The organism is Paenarthrobacter sp. NPDC089675, from assembly GCF_044749185.1.
Classification (GTDB): Bacteria; Actinomycetota; Actinomycetes; order Actinomycetales; family Micrococcaceae; genus Arthrobacter.
In genome coordinates this window covers 68,687-89,705 of record NZ_JBIVHM010000012.1, presented here as the reverse complement: position 1 = coordinate 89,705, position 21,019 = coordinate 68,687, and the positions used below count along the sequence as shown (strand labels likewise).

Sequence of the window (21,019 nt, the reverse complement as noted above, 5' to 3'; positions counted from 1 at the left end):
CGCGTCATCGCCCCAGCAGCAGCCCTCATCGGCATCGGACTCACCCTGGCCATCGCAACAACCAACCTCGAAGCACTCTTCGGCAACACAGGCCCCGCAGTCTTCATCCTCCTGAGCTACTTCTACGGCCTCGTCATCGCCGGCATCATCACCGCGCTCATCCTCAAACGCAACAAACCCGACACCTACGCCCTCATCGGACGACAATAAAACCCCAGAGGTCCAGTGTCCGTGGTACCGCCTCTGACCGTCACCGTGACAGGTGACACGGACGCTGCATAATCCCCGATAACTTGTCTTCCCCGGCCGTGCTGCGTAGCGTGGGCGGGGAAGACAAGTGGTCTTGTTTTCTGAACAGAAGGAACGGGACCAAACACCGCAGTAGAGAAACCTCAGAATTGAGATATAGCGTGAGTCCGATGCGAGCAGAAGCTACCAAGCTAGACCGCGATGAGCAGCCTACGTCCCTTTCTAGACAACAAATTCTGCGCATTGCCCTCCAAGTGGTGGATGAGCAGGGGCTTAGCGCACTCTCGATCCGCCGGATCGCCGACGTTCTTGGTGTATATCCGACAGCGGTCACTTGGCATGTTGGCACAAAGAGCATGCTCCTCGAAGCAACCGCCGCGTTGCTGTTCGACGACCTGGAACTTCCGGACGACAGGGCCATGACCTGGGACGAGTGGTTGTATGAGACCGCACATCGCTGGAGAAACCAACTGCGTCAGCACCCCAATTTGGCGCCCATAATCGGCAATCAGCTGACTGTATCTCCGCCCGCGTTGCCCTTCGTTGAGCGGATCCTGCGGGTACTGACCGATGCCGGCCTCCGGGATCAGCGTCTTTTGCATTCCTACAACGCTTTCATTGGATGCCTTATCGGGTGGGTTTCCTTGGAACTGTCCAACTCGGCCAGTTCGCAAAGCGAGTCGGAGACTCGTTTTGACAGCGAAATTAGCCAACTGAACAAAAACCTTTTCCCCGCGGTCACGGGCAATCTGGAGGCCATCCGCAACCAGGCGTTCATGGTTCGCTGGGCAGACGGGGTAAGCAATCCTCTCAATAGCAGTTTCGATGCCGTGATAACCATGGTCATTCAAGGTATCAAGGGCCTCGCCTCGGAAAGCCGATAGCCCAAGGCTTACAGGGCAGCCAGATTCGTCCCAGCGCTGTGACTTTGAAATTCAGGCGAGCGGGCGTTCCGTCGGCGAACTGTAGTCGACTGAGAACGCCATCCGCCGTAGAAGGCTGCTACGGGACGGCTCCAACGGGAGCACCCCTGTCCCGTGCTCGGCTGACATCAATTGAAGATGGCCGCCGCTTTGTTGTAGGCGAGTGGCAACTGCATGTCGGAGAAACCTCCCGCTCAGTACCTGGAGGACCGTTCGTTGGGTGGAGGTCCGCTGGAGGCCGACCGCAAAATATTTCAAGGCTGAGGACCCGACCCTTCCTCTGGACCACATCGCGAACTGCGTTCACTGTGGTTGCACGCATAACCCACAAGCCGACTCGACCCATGCCGTCGGTAGCAGAGACAACAATTGCCGGCTGATTCTTGGCGGGTGCAAGGTTACACGCTCCACAGGGCCGGACGACGATGCAAGATAGGCTCTGGTGGTCAGGACTTCTGCCCACCTTCTACTACCTCTGGTGAAGATATGACCATCGCGAACCCACGCACCCTTGATTCGCTCGACGGGAGGATCATCCTTGCCTTGGACAAGGACCCTGAGGCCAGCGCCCTGGCACTCTCCCGAACGCTCGGCGTCGCACGCAACACCGTCCACGCGCGACTGGCGCGGTTGGAGCGCAGCGGCGCGCTTCGTTCCTTCAGCCGCAGGCTGGACCCGGCAGCGCTGGGTTATGAACTGGTGGCCTTCCTCTCGCTGTCCATCAGTCAGACGCAGCCGGGCTCGGTACAACGCGGGCTCGTAGCCATCCCGGAAGTAATTGAGGTTCACGCCACCACGGGCGACGCGGACCTGATGGCCAAGGTGGTGGCCCGCAGCACGGCCGACCTCTACCGCATCACCAACGAGATCCTGGAGGTCGAGGGAATTGAGCGGACCAGCACCGCGATCTCCATCCTGGAACTCATGCCTCACCGCTACGACGGGCTGATTAAGCGACTATCCATGGAGGAATCCGCAGCCACAGGCTAAGCGGATCAGAGCATGTACTCCGTTGGCGTTTTGGCAGTTTTTCACTTATATAATGCCAAAAATACCATGCAGACATGGCTCAGTTGCTCAATCTCGCACCGTGTCGCAGGATTCCTGCATGACTTCAATCACTGTTTCCGGCCGTGTAGCGCAGGTTCTCAGCAGCTACGTCAGCGATGTCTTCGGCGTCATGGGCAACGGCAACGTCTACTTCCTAGACGCCGCCGAGAAACAGGGACTCCGCTTCACAGCCGTTCGCCACGAAGGCGCCGCCATCGCTGCGGCCGACGCCTACTATCGGGCCTCGGGACGGCTCGCCGCGGGCACCACCACCTACGGCCCTGGCTACACCAACGCGCTCACCGCCCTGGCCGAGGCGGTCCAGGCGCAGGTCCCTGCCGTGCTGGTCACGGGTGATGCGCCCACCAGCGGCGCCCGGCCTTGGGATGTGGACCAGGCCTCAATGGCCGCCGGCCTTGGCGCGGCCACCTTCACCGTCACCCGCGATGCCGCGGGCGCAGTCACCCGACAAGCGGTGGAATACGCACTTACCCGACGCACCGCCGTCGTACTTGCAATCCCTTACGATATTGCCGCAGTCGAGGCTGCGGATGAGGACCTCCCGGAGCCGTCGGTGCCCAAGGCAACGGACGACGTCGACGCCGGCTTAGAGCAGGTTGCCCGTCTACTCTCTGGCGCCAGGCGGCCTATGATCCTGGCCGGCCGGGGTGCTCACCTCGCCGGTGCCGGGCCGGCGCTTCGTGACCTCGCCGACCGGCTGGGCGCACTGACCGCCACAACTGCTTTGGCGTTCAACCTCCTCAATGGCGAGGGGTACCTAGGCGTGGCTGGCGGCTTCGGCACCGACGCGGCGGCCGGATTCATGGGCCAGGCCGACGTGGTATTGGTGGCCGGCGCGAGCCTGAGCCCCTTTACTATGAGGTTTGGGCACCTGCTGGACCCGGATGCAACCGTTATTCAAGTCGACACTGCACTGGAGCCAACTCATCCGCGGGTGGATTTGTATGTTCGTTCTGATGCCAAAGCTGCTGCTTCGGTGCTCTTGTCGCTTGTAGAGCCTGATGCTGCCGCTGGGGTGTGGCGTGCTGCGGCCGCCCAGCGCGTGGCCGTCGGACCTGGCCACGCTGCCGGGTGTGCTGAGACCGTGGACGGCCGGATGGACCCGCGCGCACTGGCGTCTGCTTTGGACGCAGTGCTGCCAGCACGTCGAACGGTGGTGCAGGACGGGGGGCACTTCATCGGCTGGGCACCCATGTACTGGAACATCCCGAGGCCGCAGGACTTGGTAATGGTGGGCACCGCCTTCCAGACTATCGGCCTGGGTCTGGCAAGTGCGGTCGGAGCGGCCCGCGCGGTGGAAGGTGACCGGACACTGGTACTGGCATCGGGTGACGGTGGGTTCCTGATGGGCCTGTCCGATCTGGAATCGCTAATTGGTGCCGCCCGCAGCGCGATTGTGGTGATCTACAACGACGCCGCGTATGGGGCCGAGATCCACCAATACGGGTCGCAGGGGCTGAACGAGAAGCCGATGCTGATTCCGGAGGTGGACTTTAGCAGTGTTGCCCGGGCCTTAGGAGCGGAGTCAGCAATCATCCGCTCGCTGGACGACCTATCCTTGCTCAAAGACTGGATAGTCGCGGGAGCCCACGGAACGTTCGTGGCCGACTGCCGAATCACCTCCACGGTCCGGGCACCCTGGCTGAGCGAGTGGATGAACGCAACGCGCGCGCCGAAAGCCGAAGTGCCCAGATAGACCGCCGGCGGCATCAAAAAGTACTGCTGAAGAGAGACAGTGCATATGTGTCTGTCCACTGAGCCAAATGAACATCAAATGGTGGAGCCTTCTCGTGTTGGCAAGAGTGTCGCGTCGATCTCAGCTGCAAAAGCCACCCATCAAGGCGTCAGAATGAGGTACACCCCAACCTGACGTCAGATGGTTGCCGGAAGGCGTCAGGATAGGGTGCCGAAGAGCTTTTCCAGGCAGCATTTGGTGGGAGTCATAGATCCCAACCTGACACTTATGAGGGGCGTGCGTGTAGACGTCTCTATGTATTGAGTGTGGCCGGCCGGTGAATCGTGTGGCCGAAACGGAAAGGTTCTCTGAAGAAGCGCGACGGCAGGGGCCAAATCGTCCCGACCTCAGTGATGGCGTCTCCGGGTACTTTCAGTTTCGTTGTGCTTATGATGTGGCGCACGACGCGTGGCAGGAACCGTCACTTGGAACGTCTTCCTGCGGCAGCACGGCGTCGAGGAGTCTTGGAAAAGAGGAACAGATGGCTACCGACTACGACGATCTGCGCCCTGACGTGAAGGAGGCGCAGGAACAGTCTCTCGAGGCGGCTCAAAGCGCCAAAGGCCCCAATGCGCTCAGTGCTGTTCAAGATGTCGAAGAAACGGATGACTTTGACGGCAGCGCCCCTGGTGGTGAGATCGTGGCCGAGGAGCTCGTGATCAATGTCGTGCCCCAGGGACAGGACGAGTTCACCTGCTACTCCTGCTTTCTGGTCCGTCACCGTTCCCAAATCGCCTATGAACGAGATGGCCACCCGATCTGCACTGAGTGCGCAGCCGATTGAGCTCCCAAGGGGAGCTCAATCATGACCTGCCCGCGCGATTGACGTTCATGGGTTGGGAGAGACATTGTCCGCTAGCGCATACAGTTCATTTGTCGGGACGGCTAATCAGTCTGCCCCGTTCCGTTGCCCCGAAATGCAGCGACTCCAGCCCAAACTGACGATCCCTTCCGACTGACGGGGGCTGCCTGTGCCGCGGCCACCCCCGTCAGCGGGTTAGCATCAGGGGAAGGCCAGCGGTGGCCCTCCGAGAGTCAGGGAGTAGGTCTGGTGTCAGAGGAACGTATCTCGTATGGTTTCCCCCTTCCGGAGGGGGAAGTGTGTCCCACGGGATCTTTCAGCCTGTCCCTGGAAACGGGGATCAGTACCTGGTCAGAGGGGCTGTTCCGCATGCATGGATACACCCGGGGTGAAGTCGTTCCTACAGCCGAGCTCGTGATCGCGCACAAACACCCGGAGGACCGCGACGCTACCCGGCAACTCATCAGTACCCTCTCCCGCGATGGAGGGCAAGGCTCGAACTTCCACCGCATTATCGACAGCAAAGGGAAAGAGCACCGGGTCTTGACCGTGGCTGAAACCGACAGGGACGAGGCAGGGAAGGTCATCGCCATCCACGGTCTTTCGATCGACCTGACCCGGGCCATCGCGATTGAAAGCGGCCACGCCGCAGCCTCGGCACTGGTCAACGCGTACGCCTCTCGCGGAGTCATCGAGCAAGCCAAAGGCATCCTGATGGGGTACTTCAACATCAGCCCTGCCGAGGCCTTCGAACGCATCTCACAGTTCAGCCAAAACACCAACACGAAAGTCGCCGTCGTTGCTGCCGGACTGGTCGCGGCAGCCGAGAAAGGCCGCATCCACGCCGTCCTGAAACGCTGGTCCCCGTCGACAACAAACGCCAACGGCGCAGCCCGTCCTCCGGAGTGATGAGCCCCGGCGTTCGTGGCTGGTTCGCGCGTCATCTCTGGCATTCTGCGTGAGAACGGGCATGTCAGTGGTCGTCGTTTCTAGGTGGCGCAGCCATTTGTGGCTTATGAAGTGGGCCGTGCCTGGGGTTTCTGGAGGAGCCAGTCCATGGCCTCGGCGCGGGAGTTGAAGAACCTGGTGGGGCACGGCATGGTTCGTCGCGCCATGGCGAAGTTGGCGATGACGCGGCTGACCGGGCTGGACCCGATCAATGCGATCCGTGAAGCAGCGCACTTGGTGCTGAAAACGGACTTGGCGCGTCGGGTCACCTCTCTGGTGTGCGTGATGTCGATTAACATCGGGTACTCGGCCTCGGCGGCCACCTTATTGATTGACGCCATCGCATCCTGGACATCAGCGGCTTCCAGAACGGTGCCGGGATTCCACACCAGGTGAAGAACACCCGCATCCGTGAGCTTCAAGGTGCCCTTGCCTCCACCAACCGCGACCTGATTCATAGCCCGCCTCCCCCAACGTTTAGTGAGGCCCAGACTAGCCACCGCTGCGAGCAGACGATAGAACGACATGCCACAGAACGGGAACTTGGCCGCGGCGGAAGAAGTCTTCGACTCGGGACCAGTTCCCGGCAAACAGAGGCACCTCCCCGTTGCGGGGTGCCGGCATCACGGGCACAGCCGGTCAGCGAGGGCGCGTAACTCCGCCGGCCGGAAGGGCTTGACCAGATGGGCAATCGCTCCCGCGGCCATGCCTTCGAGCTCCATATCAACCCCGGCGTGCGCGGTGATCATGATGATCGGGGCCGTGCAAACGATGAGAAGTCCGCGCGCCACATCTCGACCGTCCATATCAGGCAGACCCACATCCAGGGTGATCAGATCAGGTTGCAGAACAGCAGCGGCCCGCAGCCCTTCGACACCACTGGCAACAGGCTCCACATCAAATCCGGCACCATTGAGGATCAGCGCAATCAACTCACTGATGTCCTGATCGTCTTCGATAACCAGGGACAACCCCCGCGACGACAAGAGCTCCTCCTCAAGCCCTGCTCCCCCGAATATCGGGTACTCAACTCACGAACGGTGCCAAGTACGTATTTGGGGCATCTTTGGATACCCGGTCGAACCCGACCCTGGGAATCTGGGGCCCGCACACTGCAGAACGGGTCACCCAGCCCGCCCATGCTTAACGCGAGACCCCTCAACGATGCCAGCTGCTCCTCAAGATTCCATCAAGGGGCACCCCCAAATCGGTCACGACGTCCTGATCGGGCGGTCTGCCTGCCGTGGAACCCTGCTGGCCGCAGTTTTCAGGAGACCGTGGCGCTAAGAGCATCAGGTGTCTTCTTAGTACCCGGTTAGTCGTGCCAGCATCAGTATCGGCACTGTGAACAGTAAGCCGAGCACCCATGCCCCACGTATTGCCCGGGACCGGTTGATGCTCTTTTGAAGGTCTGAGAATCTGTTGCGCACGAGGACCGGGTCCGTGGCTTGTTGTGGGTGGCGGTGCCAGGTGTTTGGCTTTTCGGCGGCTGCGACGAGGAGTTCGACCTGCTTGGGATTGAGGATGACGGGGCGGGATTTGAGCCATGGAATCAATTGCTGCTCGGTGAGGACTGCTGCGCCGATGGGTTGGTCCCTTATGGTCAGGGACTTGGGGTTCCGGATGACGATGACGGCGGTGACTGGAACCGTCGCGCGTACCTGACGTCCGAGCAGGTTCGCCGCGCGGGTGGCCTCGTAGCGTGCGTTGTGGAGGTGGCGTTGTTTCCTGCCGGCCACCATCATCACGTGCCCTGCAACCCAGACACTCTGGCCACTGTGGTTTTTGGTGTTGATGGTGAACACACCTGAAGGGCCGATGAGGACATGGTCTATGTCGGTGGTTTCGGCGCCGACGGGAACGGCGTGCAGCACGGTCCAGTCCGGACCGAGGGCCGTGAGGAGGTATCCAATGGCGATTTCGCCCAGAGCGCCTTTGTACCAGGAGTGACTGCCAGCTGGGAGTGGATCTACTCCGAAGATCTTGTGTATGAAGGGCCGGGGCCGCTGTTGTCGTTGCAGCGCCAACAGATGCTCGATCACACCCTGTCCGGGCATCCGTTGTTTCAGACTCCAACGCGCAGTCGATGTCGGGTGCGGGTCATCTTGGCCGGTTCCGTTCTCAGCCACAGTCGTCTCCCTGCCATGAATCCGTACGGATGCTTGAGCGAAATGATGGCAGACCGGCTGTGCCGAAACCAGGCCCCAAGGTCTTGGTGCTTTGGTCCAGCCCAGAAATCTGCGCCGCAAGCCGTTGCGCAAACCCCGTGCGTCGCTCTAGGCCACAAGGTCCAGCAGTTACATGCCCATCAGCCAAGGTGTGGGGAACTGTTGCGAGATTGTGGTTTGTCAGGACTCGGCGAAACCCTACGGATAGATGGGCTTGCCACGCCTGGCGCCTAATTCTCCAGGAAGTGTCTGGACGATTGCTCCGCTGGACACGCTGGGATAAGAGTCCAAAGTTCTTTGCACTCTTATGCCGGGTTGGCTATTCGGGTTTATTCTCGTCGTCCGGTTCGGCCCAGTCGAGGGCGGCGACGAGGTGTCCTTCGGTGGGGAGGGCTTCTTGTTCGGCGGCGGGGAGTTTGTCGTAGGTGTAGGCGGCGACTGCCATGGGAGAGGTGGACCGGCCGAGGCTGTAGCGGACGCTGCGGTCGTTCTTGGTGCCGCAGATCAGGATGCCGATGGTTTCGTTGTGATAGTCGCGTCGGAGGACATCATCGACCAGTGCGACATAGAAGTTGAGCTTGCCGGCGTACTCGGGGCGGAATCGCCCGGTTTTCAGCTCGATGACGACGTAGCGAAGCTGTTCGATATGGAAGAACAGCAGGTCGACGTAGTAGTCGTCCCCGTCGACGTCGAAGTGGACCTGTCTGCCGACGAATGAAAATCCTGGTCCGAGTTCTTGCATGGTTTCGGTGATCCTGTTGGTGAGTGCGTTTTCGAGTTCGCGTTCGGCGACTTCCCCGGAGAGTCCAAGGAACTCGAAGTTGTAGGGGTCCTTGGCCATCTGCTGGGCCAGTTCCGAGTCCGGGGAGGCGAGTTGGCGGGTGAAGTTCGACGGCGCAGCACCGGTGCGTTCCATCGACCGGTTCATCATCATGTTTAGCAGCACGTTCCGTGACCAGCCGTATTCCAAGGCCGCCGCGGCGTACCAGTTGCGCTCTTCGGCGGTGGTGGCTTTGTCGAGAATCGTGCGGATGTGGCCCCACGGCAAATGTGCCACAGCCTGTGGCACATTTGTTGCGTTGTCCCAGGCCCGCACCATCGCCGTCATGTATTGGAGGTTGCGGTAGGAGAGGCCTTTCATGTCCGGGAAAGCGATCCGGAGGTCAGCGGCCAGCCGGTTCAGCACACCGCTCCCCCACCTTTGTTGTTCCTGCCGGGCGAGGATGTCGCGGCCGAGGGACCAGTAGAGTTCGATAAGCAGAGTGTTGACGGTTCGCTGGGCGCGGGTTCTTGCACCATGTACCCGGTTCTTCAGGGACTCCAGCAACTGGTCATAGCCTGCGGGGAGGTCAATTTCTGAAGAAGTCATGTCCCCACCCTATCGAGCGGCAATAGTGCCACAGGCTGTGGCACTATTGGGAGTCTCATCTCGTTTGCCTTGGGCTCTCGGAGTAGAACATGTTGACCGGTTTCATGGCTGGATGCTTCGGACGTCGGGGAACCACCCGTGTGGCGCCTTCTTAGGTTCGAGGTGTTCTGGTTGGCGGTGTTCTTTCATGTCGCAGTTGTAGAACGGTCCTTGTGGGTCCAGAAGGACGCGCATGTGGTGGTCTGCATGGTCTCTCAACCAGACACTCATGCCGGTGGCCGGATCCAGACGCAGATGCTCCCATGAACGCCACAGAGCCGCTACGCGTGAGATGGCCTCCGGGTGGAAGTACCATTCGATGCACCACTTGGCGGACTTTCCGGTGACGCTGCGGACATAGGTGGGCAGCAGCTGCTCATGGAGGAATTCTTCGGCCGAGCCGTAGACGAGCTCCGGTTCTTTCTCCGCACCCTGGTCAGCCTTAGCCGGTGCCGGTGTGTCCGTGTCGTAGAGGTCAAACTCAGTTGCCATGTGTGGGGCAGCCTTTCCTATTTCGTGACCCAGGGATTGCTTGCCGGAGCGGCCGGGACCGGGACAGCGGGTTCTTCGGGCCGGGGGCTGTACTTCTTGATGGATGCCTCCACGGCTTCCTTGTGAGGCCCGGTGTACCAGGGCATGGTCCGGACGAGGGTGGCGGGTGCGCCGGAGGCGAGGACGACGGCGCGGCCGCGGTCCAGTTCGGCGAGGTTGGAGATGTCGAAGATGCGTTCCTTGCCCTCTTGGCGGGAGCGGCTTGAACCGGACTTGCCGGAGGACGTGGAGACGTTGATGTAGCTGTAGTCCCCGATCAGGTCCGAAAGGGCACGGAGGAAGCCTTCTTCTGCTACACCGCCGCCGTAGACCTTCACGTTCGCCGCGGACCAGATCTTCCGCATGTTCGCCTCGCCCCATAACTCGACGCCTTGGGACCAGGACTGCAGGATCCCCATGACGATCAGGCCCTTGGAGCCGTAGTGGCTGAACTGGTCCGGCAGCCCGGCCCAGCGGACGACGTTGGCCAGCTCATCGAGAGCGAATAGTGCTGGCTTGGGGAGCCGGCCGCCGGAACGTTCTGCGCGTTCTTCCATGGCCTCAGCGATGGCCACCGTCAGGGCAGTGGTGAGGGGCGCGGCGGAGCCGGCCCCTTCCTTGGAGAGGATGTAGATCGTCTCCTGCGAAGCGGCGAAAGCATGCGGATCGAACTGCCGGCGGGGATCCGCGGCCACCGTTCCACCACCGATTGGGGCGACCCACCGCAGCGTGTTCCGGCTCTTGAGGCACTGGATCATCTTCTCGGCCGTGCCAAAGATACCGTCGCGCTGCTTGTCAGCCAGCTCCAGTGTGGACTCCAGCCCCTTGTACTGCAGCTCGTAATCGTGCTGTTTCAGGATGTTGATTGGTTCCCGGTTAACCTGCTCTGTCACCCAGATGTACACCTGCGTGATGGGCAGGCTTCCGAGCGCGGCCGCGAGGAAGTACGAGGACAGAATGTCTTCGGCTTTGGGATCGAAGTAAGCGTCAGGTTTGGAGCCGGGGACGCGTGAACCAACGGAGAAGTGCTGGGTGAGTTTGTAGGCCTTCTCTTCGTCGGTGACGTAGGAGAGCGGGTTCCACCACCAGTCCGGTTCTTCCTGGGCGATTTTCTGCGGATCGAACACCCACACCGGGGCCGTCTTCTCGCGGACGCCCCGGGTGCCGTCCACGACGTCGCGCTTGTTCGAGGTCGAGACCACAGCACCAGGTGCGTCCAGAATGGCGGGCATGACCCGTGAGGTCGATTTACCGGTACGGGGTCCCCAGATATCGAGGCTGAGGTCTTCCCAGGACTGGATGAACTTCTGCCCCGTGGAGACGACCTTGCCCACCACGATGCCGGGAGTGTCCGTGACGCCCAGGCGCTCGGCGGTCACTTTAGCTCCCTTTTCCGAGAACGCATGCAGTGCTTTGCCGCGTCCGAGGTAGCGGGCGGCCTTATCGACCCGGGCGCGCTTGGACGCACCCTTCCTCCACGCGACGAGCACGACGATGGCCAGGGCCAGCACAACACCGGCCATCAGGCAGGCAGCGACCGTGGCTTCGGTCGGCCACGGCACCCGGCCTTTGATCAGGCCGGCGATCAGATCAATTGGGTGGGCCGGTGGAGCGTCGATCCCTGCCATCCACGATCCAAGGTGCAAGGCGGCGTAGGTGCCTCCGACGAAGACGACGATGAAGCCGATGGCCAGCCAGACCAGCAGGGCATCGCCCAGACCGATCCCTTTACGGTTCGGTGCACTCACTGTGTACCTCCTTCACTGGGCAGAACTGGAGCTGCCGATTCGAGCAGGGTTTCCGGGGCCGCGTGCCATTTGCCCTCCGTGTCGTTGACGCCTTCCGGGCCCTTCTCCAGGGACGTGAGGCCGACCTGGACCGGGATCCCGGGACGGCCACCGACCTTGATGAGGAACTTGCCCCGGCCCGGCGGTTCGACGTCGGCCCCGCGTGAGTCCCACGCGGGCGGGTCCTGCCAGCCGATGAGTTTCTGCTGTTCCTGCCGGGACAGCGGAATGGCCGAGGTCAGCTGTGGCATTTCGGAGGCGGGGAGGCCGCCGCAGATCACCATTCCGGAGCGTTCTACGAAGCCGCGTGCCTTCATCCGGTCCTCTTCTGTAGGCAGGGCCAGCAGGTCGGACATGGTGTGGGAGATCATGATCTGCCCGACACCGACGGAGCGGTTCAGCCGGGTCAGTGCGTCCACGCGGTCGACCATTCCCTTGCCGGCGCGCAGCGCCCGCCACAGCTCGTCCAGGACGACGAAGTAGTTTCGTCGCGGTTCCAGACCGGCGTCGGCGAGGGCGTTGGCGACGTTGACCGTGCCGAACCCGTAGGACCAGCAGGCCAGCAGGGCGGCGGCCTGCAGATCGGATTCGGTCTCGTCAATGCTGGAGACATCGAAGACCACGGCGCGGTCGCGCTTCATCGGCTCGCTGGTCTGGCGGGAGAAGATTTCGCCCAGCTTTCCGCCGCCGGTCAAACCGAGCAGGGTTGCTTCCAAGGCCCGGGTTTCCTGCAGGTAGATGTTCATGTCGCCACGGTCCAGTGCGACCTGTCGCAGCTCGTCAGGGGCCAGGACGATGACATCTAGCAGGTCTTTCAACACCGGGACGCCGTCGAACCGGTCATCGAGGACCCGCAAGGCCCGGTCCAGGATCGTTTGTTCCTGGTCGGTCGGCGGGTTGTTCCGGCTGATCGTGATCAGCGAGACGACCATGGTCAGGCGGCGGCCGTGCGCGTCGGCACGGACCCGTGCCGCGTCCTCGTGGTGGCCGCTGTCTTCCAGGAGCTGGGCTGCTTCAACGGCTTGGCCGGGGTCAAGGATGTTCAGGTACCCGACGCCGCGACCGAGGCGGATGACTTGCCCGCCGAGCGCCCGGACGGCTTTGACGTGCTCGCCTTTGAGGTCACCGAGGATCAGGGGGTGAACGCCCTGGCCGGAGAGGCCGATGAACATGCGCCGCACTACCGTGGACTTCCCCAAACCGGGTTTTCCGAGGATGAAGGCGGAGGGGTTGGAGATCAGGCGGGCGCGCTGGAACCAGCTGATCGGGTCACAGCAGACCGTGGCTTGGGTTTCCTCATGCCGTCCCAGCGGGACACCGATCATGGGTGAGGACGCGCCCGAGGAGAATGGCCACAGGCCGCAGACCTGAACCGTCGTTCCCCGGTACTCCTTTACGGAGGGCACGAGTTGGGCCATGCCCCCTCCGCGTCCGGGCCAGCCACGGGCACCAGGACCGGACTCACGCGGCTGCTTCTTAGCCCTCTTCGGCGCAGCCTTAGCCGGGGCAGTGCTGTGCTTCGAGGAACGGGTGAAGAGTCTCGGGAGGGCCATTACAGAGCGTCCTTAATCTCGGATGGGAGCATGCTGTGCTCGGGCAGCACCAGGCCGAGAGGCAAGGAAGCGGCGAACGCCGTGTCCTGCGAGCCGTGCGCTTTGCGCAGCAAGAGCCTGGCGCTGCCGGAGCTCTGTTCCACCGCAGCCACAGCATCGGAAAGGCGTTCCCGGTCGGTCACGGTGGCGGTGATGACCATGCCGAAGTTCACCAGCCCTGCGCCTTGGGCTTCTTCCTGTGCCGTCTGTGCCGCTGACCGGGCATCGACCAGGGCGCGTGCTGAGGGGCGGGTGCCGGAGGTGATGCGGACATTGGCGTTGTTCTGGTCCCTCTCGACTACGGCGGCAGCACGGGCCGAATCCATCGGCCGGTAGAGCAGAGAGACGCGTTTGCGGTCAACGTCTCCGTGTGGGGCCAGCAGCCGGGACAGGACCGAAGAGTTCACCGAGCCCCGCGGGGCGCCGGTCATGCTCCAGGAGGCTGAGAAGGCCGAATCGTGCCGGTAGTGCTCCCAGTTGGCTTGGTGCGCGGTGGGGCCAACCTCGCCCCAGGTCAGGGAGACCGGGGACCCGGCGGCGTGGGCTTCATCGATGATCAGTGCTGCGGGAGGATCGTAGGCGATCCTCACGACCTCGCACAGCTCCTGTGCCGTCATCGGACGGGCAATGCCGGCACCGGTGGACTGCAACCGTGCCGACAATCCGGGAATCCTGGAGGCCAGGTCACGGGCGACTTCTTCCGGCGTCCGCTTTTTCGCCCCTGTACGGATGGCGGCGTTGAACGTCAAGGACACCCAGGCGCGGACCGTGGCTGATCCTTCTGGGTAAGTTTCGACAACTTCGTGGAGCATTTCCCGGGCGAAGGCGGGTGCGTCTGGGGCGATGTTCATCAGCACTTCGTTCCGCAGCCGGTACCCGGAGTCCGGTGCTGTCTCGACGGTCACGGCTGCTGAATCCAACCCTGCTTCGTCGGCCAGAGCGGCGAGCCAGCCGCCCCAGTTCGCCACCCACGCATCGACCTGTTCAGGGTCAACCAAGGATGCACCATCGGGTTCGGTGGAGAAGATGACCGTGTAGTGGCTCGTCGTTGGGACGTGGAGCATGGCGAATGGGCGTTTGTAGGAGTCGGTGAATTCGTACAGGGTTGACTTCGCAGCCAAACCCGGGAGCTGGTACATGCCCCACGGCGTTACGCCGAGCGGGCCGGAGCGGTATAGGTTCGTTCCGGAGGACCGGGAAATCTTGAACGCGATCCGGGTGCCGCCACGGTCAATGATGGACTGGCCATGCTTGTCCTTGACTGTCAGCAGCAAGGCGCTGACACCGGCAAAGGCAAGAACGCCCAGGCCGACGAACAGGCCCCAAATAGCGAAGCTCACAATGCCCGCCAACAACCCGGCGAACACGATAGCGGTGCCGATCGCGCCGAGGTTGGCCAGCCCGGCGGAGCGGGGTACGCGCCAGTTTCCGTAGGACGGTTCTTTGTATTCGGTGCTAATTGCTGCCACTGGGGCCCTCCCCGGTTGAATCCTGCGCGGTCTTTTCGATTACCTGCGACGTCGCGGACGCCACCCTTGCTCCTGTAGCTACAGCCACACCAGCCGGGCCAGCTGCCGCAGCTCCCCGACCGGCTGCGGACGCCCCATCACCGGCACCTGCTGTCGCCCCAGCAGATCCGGCACCGGCCATACCTGCCTTGCCAGCTGCATCCATGCCAGCAGCTCCACTTGGTCCCGTAGCACCGGGTGTTGGCTGCCCTCCCCTGCCTCGAGGGCCGGGCGTTCCATCACTGCCCTTGGGCGAACTGCCCATTTGCGTGCTCGTCGTACTTGTTGACGATGCCGGGGTCGGTGAAGCGTTGCCCCTTCCACTACCGCCACGGCCAAGTGAGACCGCACCCGTGGCAATGGCCCCCACAACGGCGCCAGCTCCTGCGCCACCCCCTCCGGAGGCGACGGCAGCAACCAGCGGTGTCACGAAACGCATCAGTGCGGGCAAAGCGAACAGAGCCACGACCATCAACGTGAAACCCGTAATGGAACTGATCAGGGCATCCTGGCCTCTCCTGCCCATGAGCAGGAACGCGACGGAGTAGACGATGGCGGCAGCGGGTTTGTAGGCGATGAAGGCGATGGTCCAGCCCACGGCCTTCTGAAACCATTGTTTGCCCATCTCCGTGTTGGTGAACGAGGCTGTGGTGGGCAGGATGCCCGCGAGGATCACCAACATGCCACTGCGCACAACCATGAGAACTATCTGGACAAGGGAGGCAAGCAGGCCGATAAGACCAAGAACGATGAGGATAAAGACCCCCACGCCGGTCTGGTTCGTCATCACCAACAGCTGCATGGAATCAGCGAAGCCCTTGCCACTGGTTGAGCGGTTGATGAGCTCGGCAGAAAGAGCGTCTGCTGCGATCACGAGGATTGAAATTACTCCTAAGCCCAGGCCGGTCACCAAGGTGAGCGTGAGGAGAGAGCGGAGCAGGTCTTTTAGGGGTGCCCCGCGTTGTTCCCAAATCAATCGGATGCCACCAAGAATGACGGCGAGGACTGCCAGAGCCAGTGTCCACGGCATTAGCTCACTGTTTAGAGCAGAAACAACGGGACTTGCCGTCGAACCGTCTTGACTCGTCAGGTTCACAGTGGGCATTGAGACCCAGAAAGTGGACAGAGTGGTCACCATCTGGCTCATGCCCTCCATGATGGCCTTGGCGAGGTTAGCGATCGCATCGTCGGCGATCCCGGAGATGACCTCACCGGCGCCTTCCTTGGCTTTGCATCCCAGGTCCCAAAATTCGCATGCCATCTTAGACACCGGCCCAGGGGATGAATGAACTCAAGTCACTGATCTGTCGAACTGTTCCTCCGCCTGCAGCGGGCATGTCCAGTTTCCAGTCGCCGTCTTCCCAGAGCAGTGATGTGGAGAGTGCACCGTATCCCCCATCATCGGTTTTGAAAGCCAATTCCACGACTGCATCTTTTGGCGTGTATGAGTGGACTGCGAAACCGGCAATTTGCAGCTTAGGAGAGCTTCCGCCCCCGACTTCCTTGCCTTCATTGATCGCTTTGACGGCCTTATCCCGAGTGGGGCTATCGGCTGAAAGCTCCAGATACACCTGCTTCGCGTACCCGTTGAACAAGGCAGCCCAGATGTTAGCTGTGGCGTAGAGGGCCCCTGTAGGCGAATGTGCAAAGCACGACCTCAGGCCGTCCTTGCCTACAGTTCCGGGGCCGGCCTTTGAGGGGTCTGTGGGAACGGCCATGGTTCCAACAAGCTCCCACTTGGACTTGGGTGCGGTACCAAGCGCTGTTTCCTGGCTGGCAGGAAGCTCACAGACGCTCTTGTCAGAGGCAGTAGAAGCACTGGGGCTGGCTGTGGCGGAGTTGCTGGATGCTGTTGGGGCTGGTTGAGCGTTTCCTTGTCCTTTGGGGAGGAGGAAGATCACGACGGCTGTTGCGATCAGCGCGACCACCAATGCGGCAGCAATGATGAAACCGGGTTTGGTGAACGGATTGGCCTCGGTGGTGCTCTCTGTTGACTGGCTCAAAGTGAACCTCCCGTTGTTGGTGCTGGCTTAGACGAAGGCGCGGACGATACCGGCGGCACCGGTGATGATGATGCAGCCGAGCAGAACCCAACCGAGCTTGGCAATCGACTGGGCGCCTTCGCCGCGCTGGAGCTGGATGACCATGGTGATGCCGACGATGATGACGCCGAGAACACCCAGGACGAGGCCGATACCGGAGGCCCAGTTCAGGACAGTGAGGAGTCCTCCGGCTTGCGGAGGAACAACGGGGGTCGGGTTGGGGATGACGCTCGTGGCGATTGCGGTGATCGAGTTCATGGTGTGTGACCTTTCAGTGGTTGGTGCTTGGGTTGGTTTCAGTAACCAGTGCGGTTACGTCGGTGATGAAGCGTTGGTATTCGCGGGCCGGTGGTGTGGTGGTGGAGTCGCCGTGCCGCCATGCCTCGACCCAGGGAAGGGTCCAGAGGCGGGGCGCTCCGCCGCCGATGATGGCTGTGAAGTCGCGGAGTGCTTTGGGTGGTTTTCCCGGTGCGTCCGCGAGGACGGCGAGGCCGAGCAGCTCCACAGCGGGTGCGGCTCCTGATGCCCATTGGGTCAGGGCGCTTTGAGCTGTTGTGAGGCCGCGCATGTCGGCCCGGCAGACCAGCAGCACGCGGGGCTTGGAGCCGTCCTGCAGGATGGGCCAGCAGTGCCCTGTGGGGCGTGCCCCGTCGATCAGGTCAGCGGTGCGGCTTTCACCGGCCCCGCCGTGGCTGCCGACAACCCACAACGCTGCTGTACCGGACATGGTGCGCCTGGCTAGACGATCTGCGGTGTCGGGCTCGACCATCCCTTTGAGTGGTGTGCTGATCACGGCCGCCGGCGGTACGTGCACGTCAGGTGTTTCTTCGTCGATGCTCTCTTCCGGGCTGGTGATCCAGGGGTTCAGTGAGAGTTGCATGGCTTCCTCCTTTCTTCAGTCGGTTGTGGTGTCTAGAAGCCTTTGGCGACGGCGGCCGCTGCGGCCAGCCACGCCCGCTGGGTGGCGGGCTGGAGAGCTTCGTAACGGATGGGGCCGTTGACCAGGGCCGGGTCGTAGGGGATCCGGACGACGGCGCCGACGAACGGTTCGAAACCGTCCGCGATGCGCTGGGCCTCGGCTTTCGCCCGTTTGAGGGCGTCCCCGGTCATGCTGCGCTTGGCGTCGGTGGATTCGGAGACGATCACGACGGCGTTGCGTGCCAGCTCGGCGTCGTGGCCACCACGCGATTCGAGGGTCTGCAGCGTCAACCGGGCGGCCTCCGCGCGGTCTTCGATAGCGGTGACCGGAACGACGAGCTGGTTGGTGTGGTCGATCATCCTGCGCCAGTTAGCAGCCCTCGCGGTGTTACCGGAGTCCATGACCACCAGTCGGTAGTAACGGGTCAGCACCTGGTGCGCGATGTCGACTTCCTCGGCGGTGACCTCGTGGTCGCCTTCTTCGTTCTCATCCGAGCGCAGCACGTCGAACTTGTCAGCCGTCTGGTGGTGCACGAACTTGGCGATCTCTGCCGCGTTCGTCGACGGCGAGAGCAGTTCGGTAGAGGAATCGATCAGGTCCAGGACGCTGCGGTTATGCGCGCCCTTCTCCGTGCGCCAGCCCAGGGTGCCTTGGGATTCGTTGTTGTCCCACGCGACGGTGGCCGCGCCGCTGTAGCGGGCAAGGATGGCTGAGAGCATCACGACGGTGGGGGTCTTGTTGGCCCCGCCCTTGCGGTTGACCACGGCGATGGTCCGGGGGCCGGGCCAGTGCTGGCTCACTGTGCGGACATCTTCGCGTTCGGATAGCTCCTCCTGTGAGGGGTCCATGCGGAAGCCCAGCCGGGTCAGTGTCCCACGCCAGCCCTGCGTGGCCGGTTCCAGTACCGGGGCGCTGACCAGGAACGAGGTTTCCTTCAAGCTGCGCCGCGTCGCCGGTGTCTCCGGTCCGGTCACCGCTGCTTGGGGTTCTTGTGCATCGATGATCCGTTTCGCGGTTGAGCTGGCAGGAGCAGAGCCGATCTGGATCTCCGTCGCTACTTCGGCTTCCACGGGAGTGGGCGGCCAGGGCTGGCGGTCCACTGCCGCTGCCCTTTCTTCGACTGTCGAGTACTGCGCGGCAATGGCTACCGGCTCAGGAGCCGCTACGGGGACGGTCTCAATGACAGCCGGTGCCACGGTCCCGGGCGTGGTCGCCGGGGCCTGTGCCCGGCGCCGGGTCTGGCGGGGTTCGTAGGAGACGGACTCGATCTTGTTGTCCGGGTGCACGATCAGCTCGCCGTGCCCTTCGGGGTCCTCGATCTGGACCCGCACCGGACGTTTCAGCGTTTGCGCTTCCCCAACGATGAGGGCCAGGGCGTTGTTGCGGAGGTCCTGCAGGGTGTCCCCGTCGGGGACGAGGCGGGAGCTACCGGCGACGACGACTTCGGCGGATCCGTTGTCGCGGACGATGGCCCTGATGTTGGGAAAGGCCAGGACCTCAGTTGATGCAGTACTCATGAACTTCTTCCTTTACGTGTCTGTGAAGTGAGAATGGGTCGGCGTCTAGGACGTTGGTGGAGTGAGCCGGTTGACCTTCCACGGGGCGTCCTTGCCGGTGCGGAGCAGCTGCAGCGTGTAGGTCCCGGCGTTCGTCGGGACAGAGGCTGTGACGCCGTAGCTGTTGGATTCATCGACGGTCAACTTCGCCGGGCCGGTGACGCGGCTGGCCGGAATGTTGGCTGGGTCCACTGCCGAGTAGTCGGCGGTGGCCTGCGGGGTGAGCCAACGGGCAAGATCGTTGGCCCACTGCTGGTCCGTGACCGTCGGGCGGGCGAAGTCGGCCATGGCCTTTTGTGCGACGTCCACGGCCTGGTCCTTGCCGGCCTGATCCCAGGCGATGCCAATAGTGGGAGGGACGGTACCTCCCGGTGCCTGCGGGCCGCTGTCCGCGCTGAGGGAGACCGGAGCGGAGGGCGTGGCCGTTGGCTCAGTTTGTGCTGACGTGGTGTTCGACGCTGGTGCGCATCCGGCGCACAGCAGAGCCGCTGCTGCAAGGAGGGCCAGGGGTTTTTTCACTTCTTCTCCTCTTGGTTGGGCAGGTACAGGAACGCGGACGGGACACTGTTTTTGACGGTGCGGGTGTAGTAGCTGTGGTCATCCGGTGGAGGGTTGCCGTTGTAGCCTTCTTCGACGTACGTCCCGTCGTCCTTGACTTCCTTGACCACGGCCACGTGCCCGAACGACGGGTCCGACCCGCCCACACCGGGCGAGTACCAGACGACAGCGCCGACCCGGGGTGTCTTACCGGAGGGCCAGCCCTTGGCGTCCCAGCCGGCCTTCCACGTCACCGCCGAGCCGAGACCCTGCCCGTCGGGCCGGAAGTTGCCGTTGAGGAACCTGAAAGGGGCGCTGGTCGATCCCATCTGCTGGTTGACCCGCCACAGGGCGAAGTCCACGCATTCGCGGTAGAACATGCCCAACGGCGACGCCGCAGCGGAACCTGCCCCAACCTGCAACCAGGTCGGTGAGTCCTTCCACGGGTAGTCATCCCCCGCGCCCGACTTACCCGGGATGCCACAGCCACCAGCATCAACACCGACTTTGCCGTCCGAGAGTACCTGGACGATCTTGACCGCTTCGGGCCAGTACTTCTGATAGTGGTACGGGTCCGCGTTGCGCTGGACCTTGTTCCCGGCAATGGTCGGCTCCAACTGCTCCCATCCCGGTACGGCCTGGAGTGCCTTGACGAAGTTCGTGGCACTGATGGTCGGATCCATGCGGTCCTTGTAGGAGCCCCACGCGCCGTTGTCGCGCTGCTGGAACAACCCACGGGAATCCGGACCGGGGTCGTCGCCGTAGTCCAGCACGCGCAGACGAGACTCCCCCAGGGCCACCATGATGCTGATGGTCTGACCCTTCACGGAGAGATTCAACGCCTTGCCTGCACCCATCACTGTGGCGGCGTTCTTCAACTGCTCCGCGGAATACCCCTCCACTTTCGTAGTGCCGTCCATAACAACGGCGACCGGGCCGCAGTCCGCGGCAGCCGGCTTGGCCGGCGCCAGCAGAAGGATGAAGGAAAAGATCACCCCAAAGAACAGGCCCGGGATGGCAAAGAGAGCCACCAAACCCAACGATTTACGCTGCATTATTGGCTCCAGCTGGGAGGATCCCGAAACGGAAGCGCTCACACCTGAGCACCTCATCGTGTGCAGGCAGCGCAGCGTTCACTGGCCACTCTGCGTCGAACGGCGCCGCGTTCTTCAAATCCAGTCCCTCCCCCAAAGGCTTCTCATCTTTGTCTACTGCCGGCTACCGACAATGTGGGCCTCGTATG

The 21,019-nt window shown here is 62.5% G+C and carries 20 protein-coding genes and 1 pseudogene; 6 read left to right on the top strand and 15 right to left on the bottom strand.

What is annotated here, in order from left to right:
- The 6 genes and pseudogenes from ACIPY2_RS20045 to ACIPY2_RS20020 form a co-directional block, all read left to right on the top strand.
- Positions 1 to 210, top strand: a pseudogene (locus ACIPY2_RS20045) (hypothetical protein); the annotation flags it as partial.
- Between the two features lie 209 nt (positions 211 to 419).
- On the top strand, positions 420 to 1,133 hold the full coding sequence (locus ACIPY2_RS20040; protein ID WP_400268157.1) for a TetR/AcrR family transcriptional regulator: 714 nt from the start codon (positions 420 to 422) through the stop codon (positions 1,131 to 1,133).
- A 525-nt stretch (positions 1,134 to 1,658) separates the two neighbouring features.
- Positions 1,659 to 2,162 (top strand): Lrp/AsnC family transcriptional regulator, encoded by a 504-nt coding sequence (locus ACIPY2_RS20035; RefSeq protein ID WP_400268156.1) that lies wholly within the window; start codon positions 1,659 to 1,661, stop codon positions 2,160 to 2,162.
- Between the two features lie 118 nt (positions 2,163 to 2,280).
- Complete coding sequence (locus ACIPY2_RS20030) at positions 2,281 to 3,939, top strand: thiamine pyrophosphate-binding protein (RefSeq protein WP_400268155.1); 1,659 nt, start codon at positions 2,281 to 2,283, stop codon at positions 3,937 to 3,939.
- 520 nt (positions 3,940 to 4,459) lie between these two features.
- A complete protein-coding gene (locus ACIPY2_RS20025) occupies positions 4,460 to 4,762 on the top strand; it encodes a DUF4193 domain-containing protein (protein WP_400268154.1) in 303 nt (100 codons plus the stop codon).
- A gap of 267 nt (positions 4,763 to 5,029) precedes the next feature.
- Positions 5,030 to 5,689, top strand: coding sequence for a PAS and ANTAR domain-containing protein (locus ACIPY2_RS20020; protein ID WP_400268153.1), 660 nt, complete (start codon positions 5,030 to 5,032; stop codon positions 5,687 to 5,689).
- Positions 5,690 to 5,793: 104 nt separating this feature from the next.
- Here ACIPY2_RS20020 and ACIPY2_RS20015 read toward each other — a convergent pair whose 3' ends face one another.
- From ACIPY2_RS20015 to ACIPY2_RS19945, 15 genes are all read right to left on the bottom strand, one after another.
- The gene (locus ACIPY2_RS20015; RefSeq protein WP_400268152.1) at positions 5,794 to 6,186 is read right to left on the bottom strand and encodes an STAS/SEC14 domain-containing protein; all 393 of its coding nucleotides are present in this window, start codon (positions 6,184 to 6,186) and stop codon (positions 5,794 to 5,796) included.
- 165 nt (positions 6,187 to 6,351) lie between these two features.
- The gene (locus tag ACIPY2_RS20010) at positions 6,352 to 6,714 is read right to left on the bottom strand and encodes a response regulator transcription factor (protein ID WP_400268151.1); all 363 of its coding nucleotides are present in this window, start codon (positions 6,712 to 6,714) and stop codon (positions 6,352 to 6,354) included.
- 318 nt (positions 6,715 to 7,032) lie between these two features.
- Positions 7,033 to 7,785 carry a nuclease-related domain-containing protein gene (locus ACIPY2_RS20005; protein ID WP_400268150.1) on the bottom strand — a complete coding sequence of 251 codons (753 nt, stop codon included), beginning with the start codon at positions 7,783 to 7,785 and terminating at the stop codon, positions 7,033 to 7,035.
- A gap of 430 nt (positions 7,786 to 8,215) precedes the next feature.
- Positions 8,216 to 9,265 (bottom strand): YhcG family protein, encoded by a 1,050-nt coding sequence (locus tag ACIPY2_RS20000; RefSeq protein WP_400268149.1) that lies wholly within the window; start codon positions 9,263 to 9,265, stop codon positions 8,216 to 8,218.
- Between the two features lie 102 nt (positions 9,266 to 9,367).
- The gene (locus ACIPY2_RS19995; RefSeq protein WP_400268148.1) at positions 9,368 to 9,796 is read right to left on the bottom strand and encodes a DUF4913 domain-containing protein; all 429 of its coding nucleotides are present in this window, start codon (positions 9,794 to 9,796) and stop codon (positions 9,368 to 9,370) included.
- Positions 9,797 to 9,813: 17 nt separating this feature from the next.
- Positions 9,814 to 11,583 (bottom strand): TraM recognition domain-containing protein, encoded by a 1,770-nt coding sequence (locus ACIPY2_RS19990; RefSeq protein WP_400268147.1) that lies wholly within the window; start codon positions 11,581 to 11,583, stop codon positions 9,814 to 9,816.
- Positions 11,580 to 13,175, bottom strand: coding sequence for an ATP/GTP-binding protein (locus tag ACIPY2_RS19985; RefSeq protein ID WP_400268146.1), 1,596 nt, complete (start codon positions 13,173 to 13,175; stop codon positions 11,580 to 11,582). The genes ACIPY2_RS19990 and ACIPY2_RS19985 overlap by 4 nt, the downstream gene beginning before the upstream one ends.
- Positions 13,175 to 14,683 carry an SCO6880 family protein gene (locus ACIPY2_RS19980; protein WP_400268145.1) on the bottom strand — a complete coding sequence of 503 codons (1,509 nt, stop codon included), beginning with the start codon at positions 14,681 to 14,683 and terminating at the stop codon, positions 13,175 to 13,177. Before ACIPY2_RS19980 ends, ACIPY2_RS19985 begins: the two co-directional genes overlap by 1 nt.
- A complete protein-coding gene (locus ACIPY2_RS19975) occupies positions 14,670 to 15,983 on the bottom strand; it encodes a hypothetical protein (RefSeq protein ID WP_400268144.1) in 1,314 nt (437 codons plus the stop codon). Before ACIPY2_RS19975 ends, ACIPY2_RS19980 begins: the two co-directional genes overlap by 14 nt.
- 1 nt (position 15,984) lies before the next feature.
- On the bottom strand, positions 15,985 to 16,725 hold the full coding sequence (locus ACIPY2_RS19970) for a hypothetical protein (protein WP_400268143.1): 741 nt from the start codon (positions 16,723 to 16,725) through the stop codon (positions 15,985 to 15,987).
- Between the two features lie 27 nt (positions 16,726 to 16,752).
- On the bottom strand, positions 16,753 to 17,022 hold the full coding sequence (locus ACIPY2_RS19965; RefSeq protein ID WP_400268142.1) for a hypothetical protein: 270 nt from the start codon (positions 17,020 to 17,022) through the stop codon (positions 16,753 to 16,755).
- Positions 17,023 to 17,035: 13 nt separating this feature from the next.
- The gene (locus ACIPY2_RS19960; RefSeq protein WP_400268141.1) at positions 17,036 to 17,644 is read right to left on the bottom strand and encodes a DUF6668 family protein; all 609 of its coding nucleotides are present in this window, start codon (positions 17,642 to 17,644) and stop codon (positions 17,036 to 17,038) included.
- Positions 17,645 to 17,676: 32 nt separating this feature from the next.
- Positions 17,677 to 19,200 (bottom strand): chromosome partitioning protein ParA, encoded by a 1,524-nt coding sequence (locus ACIPY2_RS19955; protein WP_400268140.1) that lies wholly within the window; start codon positions 19,198 to 19,200, stop codon positions 17,677 to 17,679.
- A gap of 45 nt (positions 19,201 to 19,245) precedes the next feature.
- Positions 19,246 to 19,758: a hypothetical protein gene (locus tag ACIPY2_RS19950; protein WP_400268139.1), complete on the bottom strand. Its 513-nt coding sequence runs from the start codon at positions 19,756 to 19,758 to the stop codon at positions 19,246 to 19,248.
- A complete protein-coding gene (locus tag ACIPY2_RS19945) occupies positions 19,755 to 20,831 on the bottom strand; it encodes a CHAP domain-containing protein (protein ID WP_400268138.1) in 1,077 nt (358 codons plus the stop codon). Before ACIPY2_RS19945 ends, ACIPY2_RS19950 begins: the two co-directional genes overlap by 4 nt.
- Positions 20,832 to 21,019: the final 188 nt, after the last annotated feature.

Coding starts and splice junctions, on each gene's coding strand:
- ACIPY2_RS20040 (WP_400268157.1), top strand. CDS start 420: ATGCGAGCAGAAGCTACCAAGCTAGACCGCGATGAGCAGCCTACGTCC.
- ACIPY2_RS20035 (WP_400268156.1), top strand. CDS start 1,659: ATGACCATCGCGAACCCACGCACCCTTGATTCGCTCGACGGGAGGATC.
- ACIPY2_RS20030 (WP_400268155.1), top strand. CDS start 2,281: ATGACTTCAATCACTGTTTCCGGCCGTGTAGCGCAGGTTCTCAGCAGC.
- ACIPY2_RS20025 (WP_400268154.1), top strand. CDS start 4,460: ATGGCTACCGACTACGACGATCTGCGCCCTGACGTGAAGGAGGCGCAG.
- ACIPY2_RS20015 (WP_400268152.1), bottom strand. CDS start 6,186: ATGAATCAGGTCGCGGTTGGTGGAGGCAAGGGCACCTTGAAGCTCACG.
- ACIPY2_RS20005 (WP_400268150.1), bottom strand. CDS start 7,785: ATGCCCGGACAGGGTGTGATCGAGCATCTGTTGGCGCTGCAACGACAA.
- ACIPY2_RS20000 (WP_400268149.1), bottom strand. CDS start 9,265: ATGACTTCTTCAGAAATTGACCTCCCCGCAGGCTATGACCAGTTGCTG.
- ACIPY2_RS19995 (WP_400268148.1), bottom strand. CDS start 9,796: ATGGCAACTGAGTTTGACCTCTACGACACGGACACACCGGCACCGGCT.
- ACIPY2_RS19985 (WP_400268146.1), bottom strand. CDS start 13,175: ATGGCCCTCCCGAGACTCTTCACCCGTTCCTCGAAGCACAGCACTGCC.
- ACIPY2_RS19975 (WP_400268144.1), bottom strand. CDS start 15,983: ATGGCATGCGAATTTTGGGACCTGGGATGCAAAGCCAAGGAAGGCGCC.
- ACIPY2_RS19965 (WP_400268142.1), bottom strand. CDS start 17,022: ATGAACTCGATCACCGCAATCGCCACGAGCGTCATCCCCAACCCGACC.
- ACIPY2_RS19960 (WP_400268141.1), bottom strand. CDS start 17,644: ATGCAACTCTCACTGAACCCCTGGATCACCAGCCCGGAAGAGAGCATC.
- ACIPY2_RS19955 (WP_400268140.1), bottom strand. CDS start 19,200: ATGAGTACTGCATCAACTGAGGTCCTGGCCTTTCCCAACATCAGGGCC.
- ACIPY2_RS19945 (WP_400268138.1), bottom strand. CDS start 20,831: ATGCAGCGTAAATCGTTGGGTTTGGTGGCTCTCTTTGCCATCCCGGGC.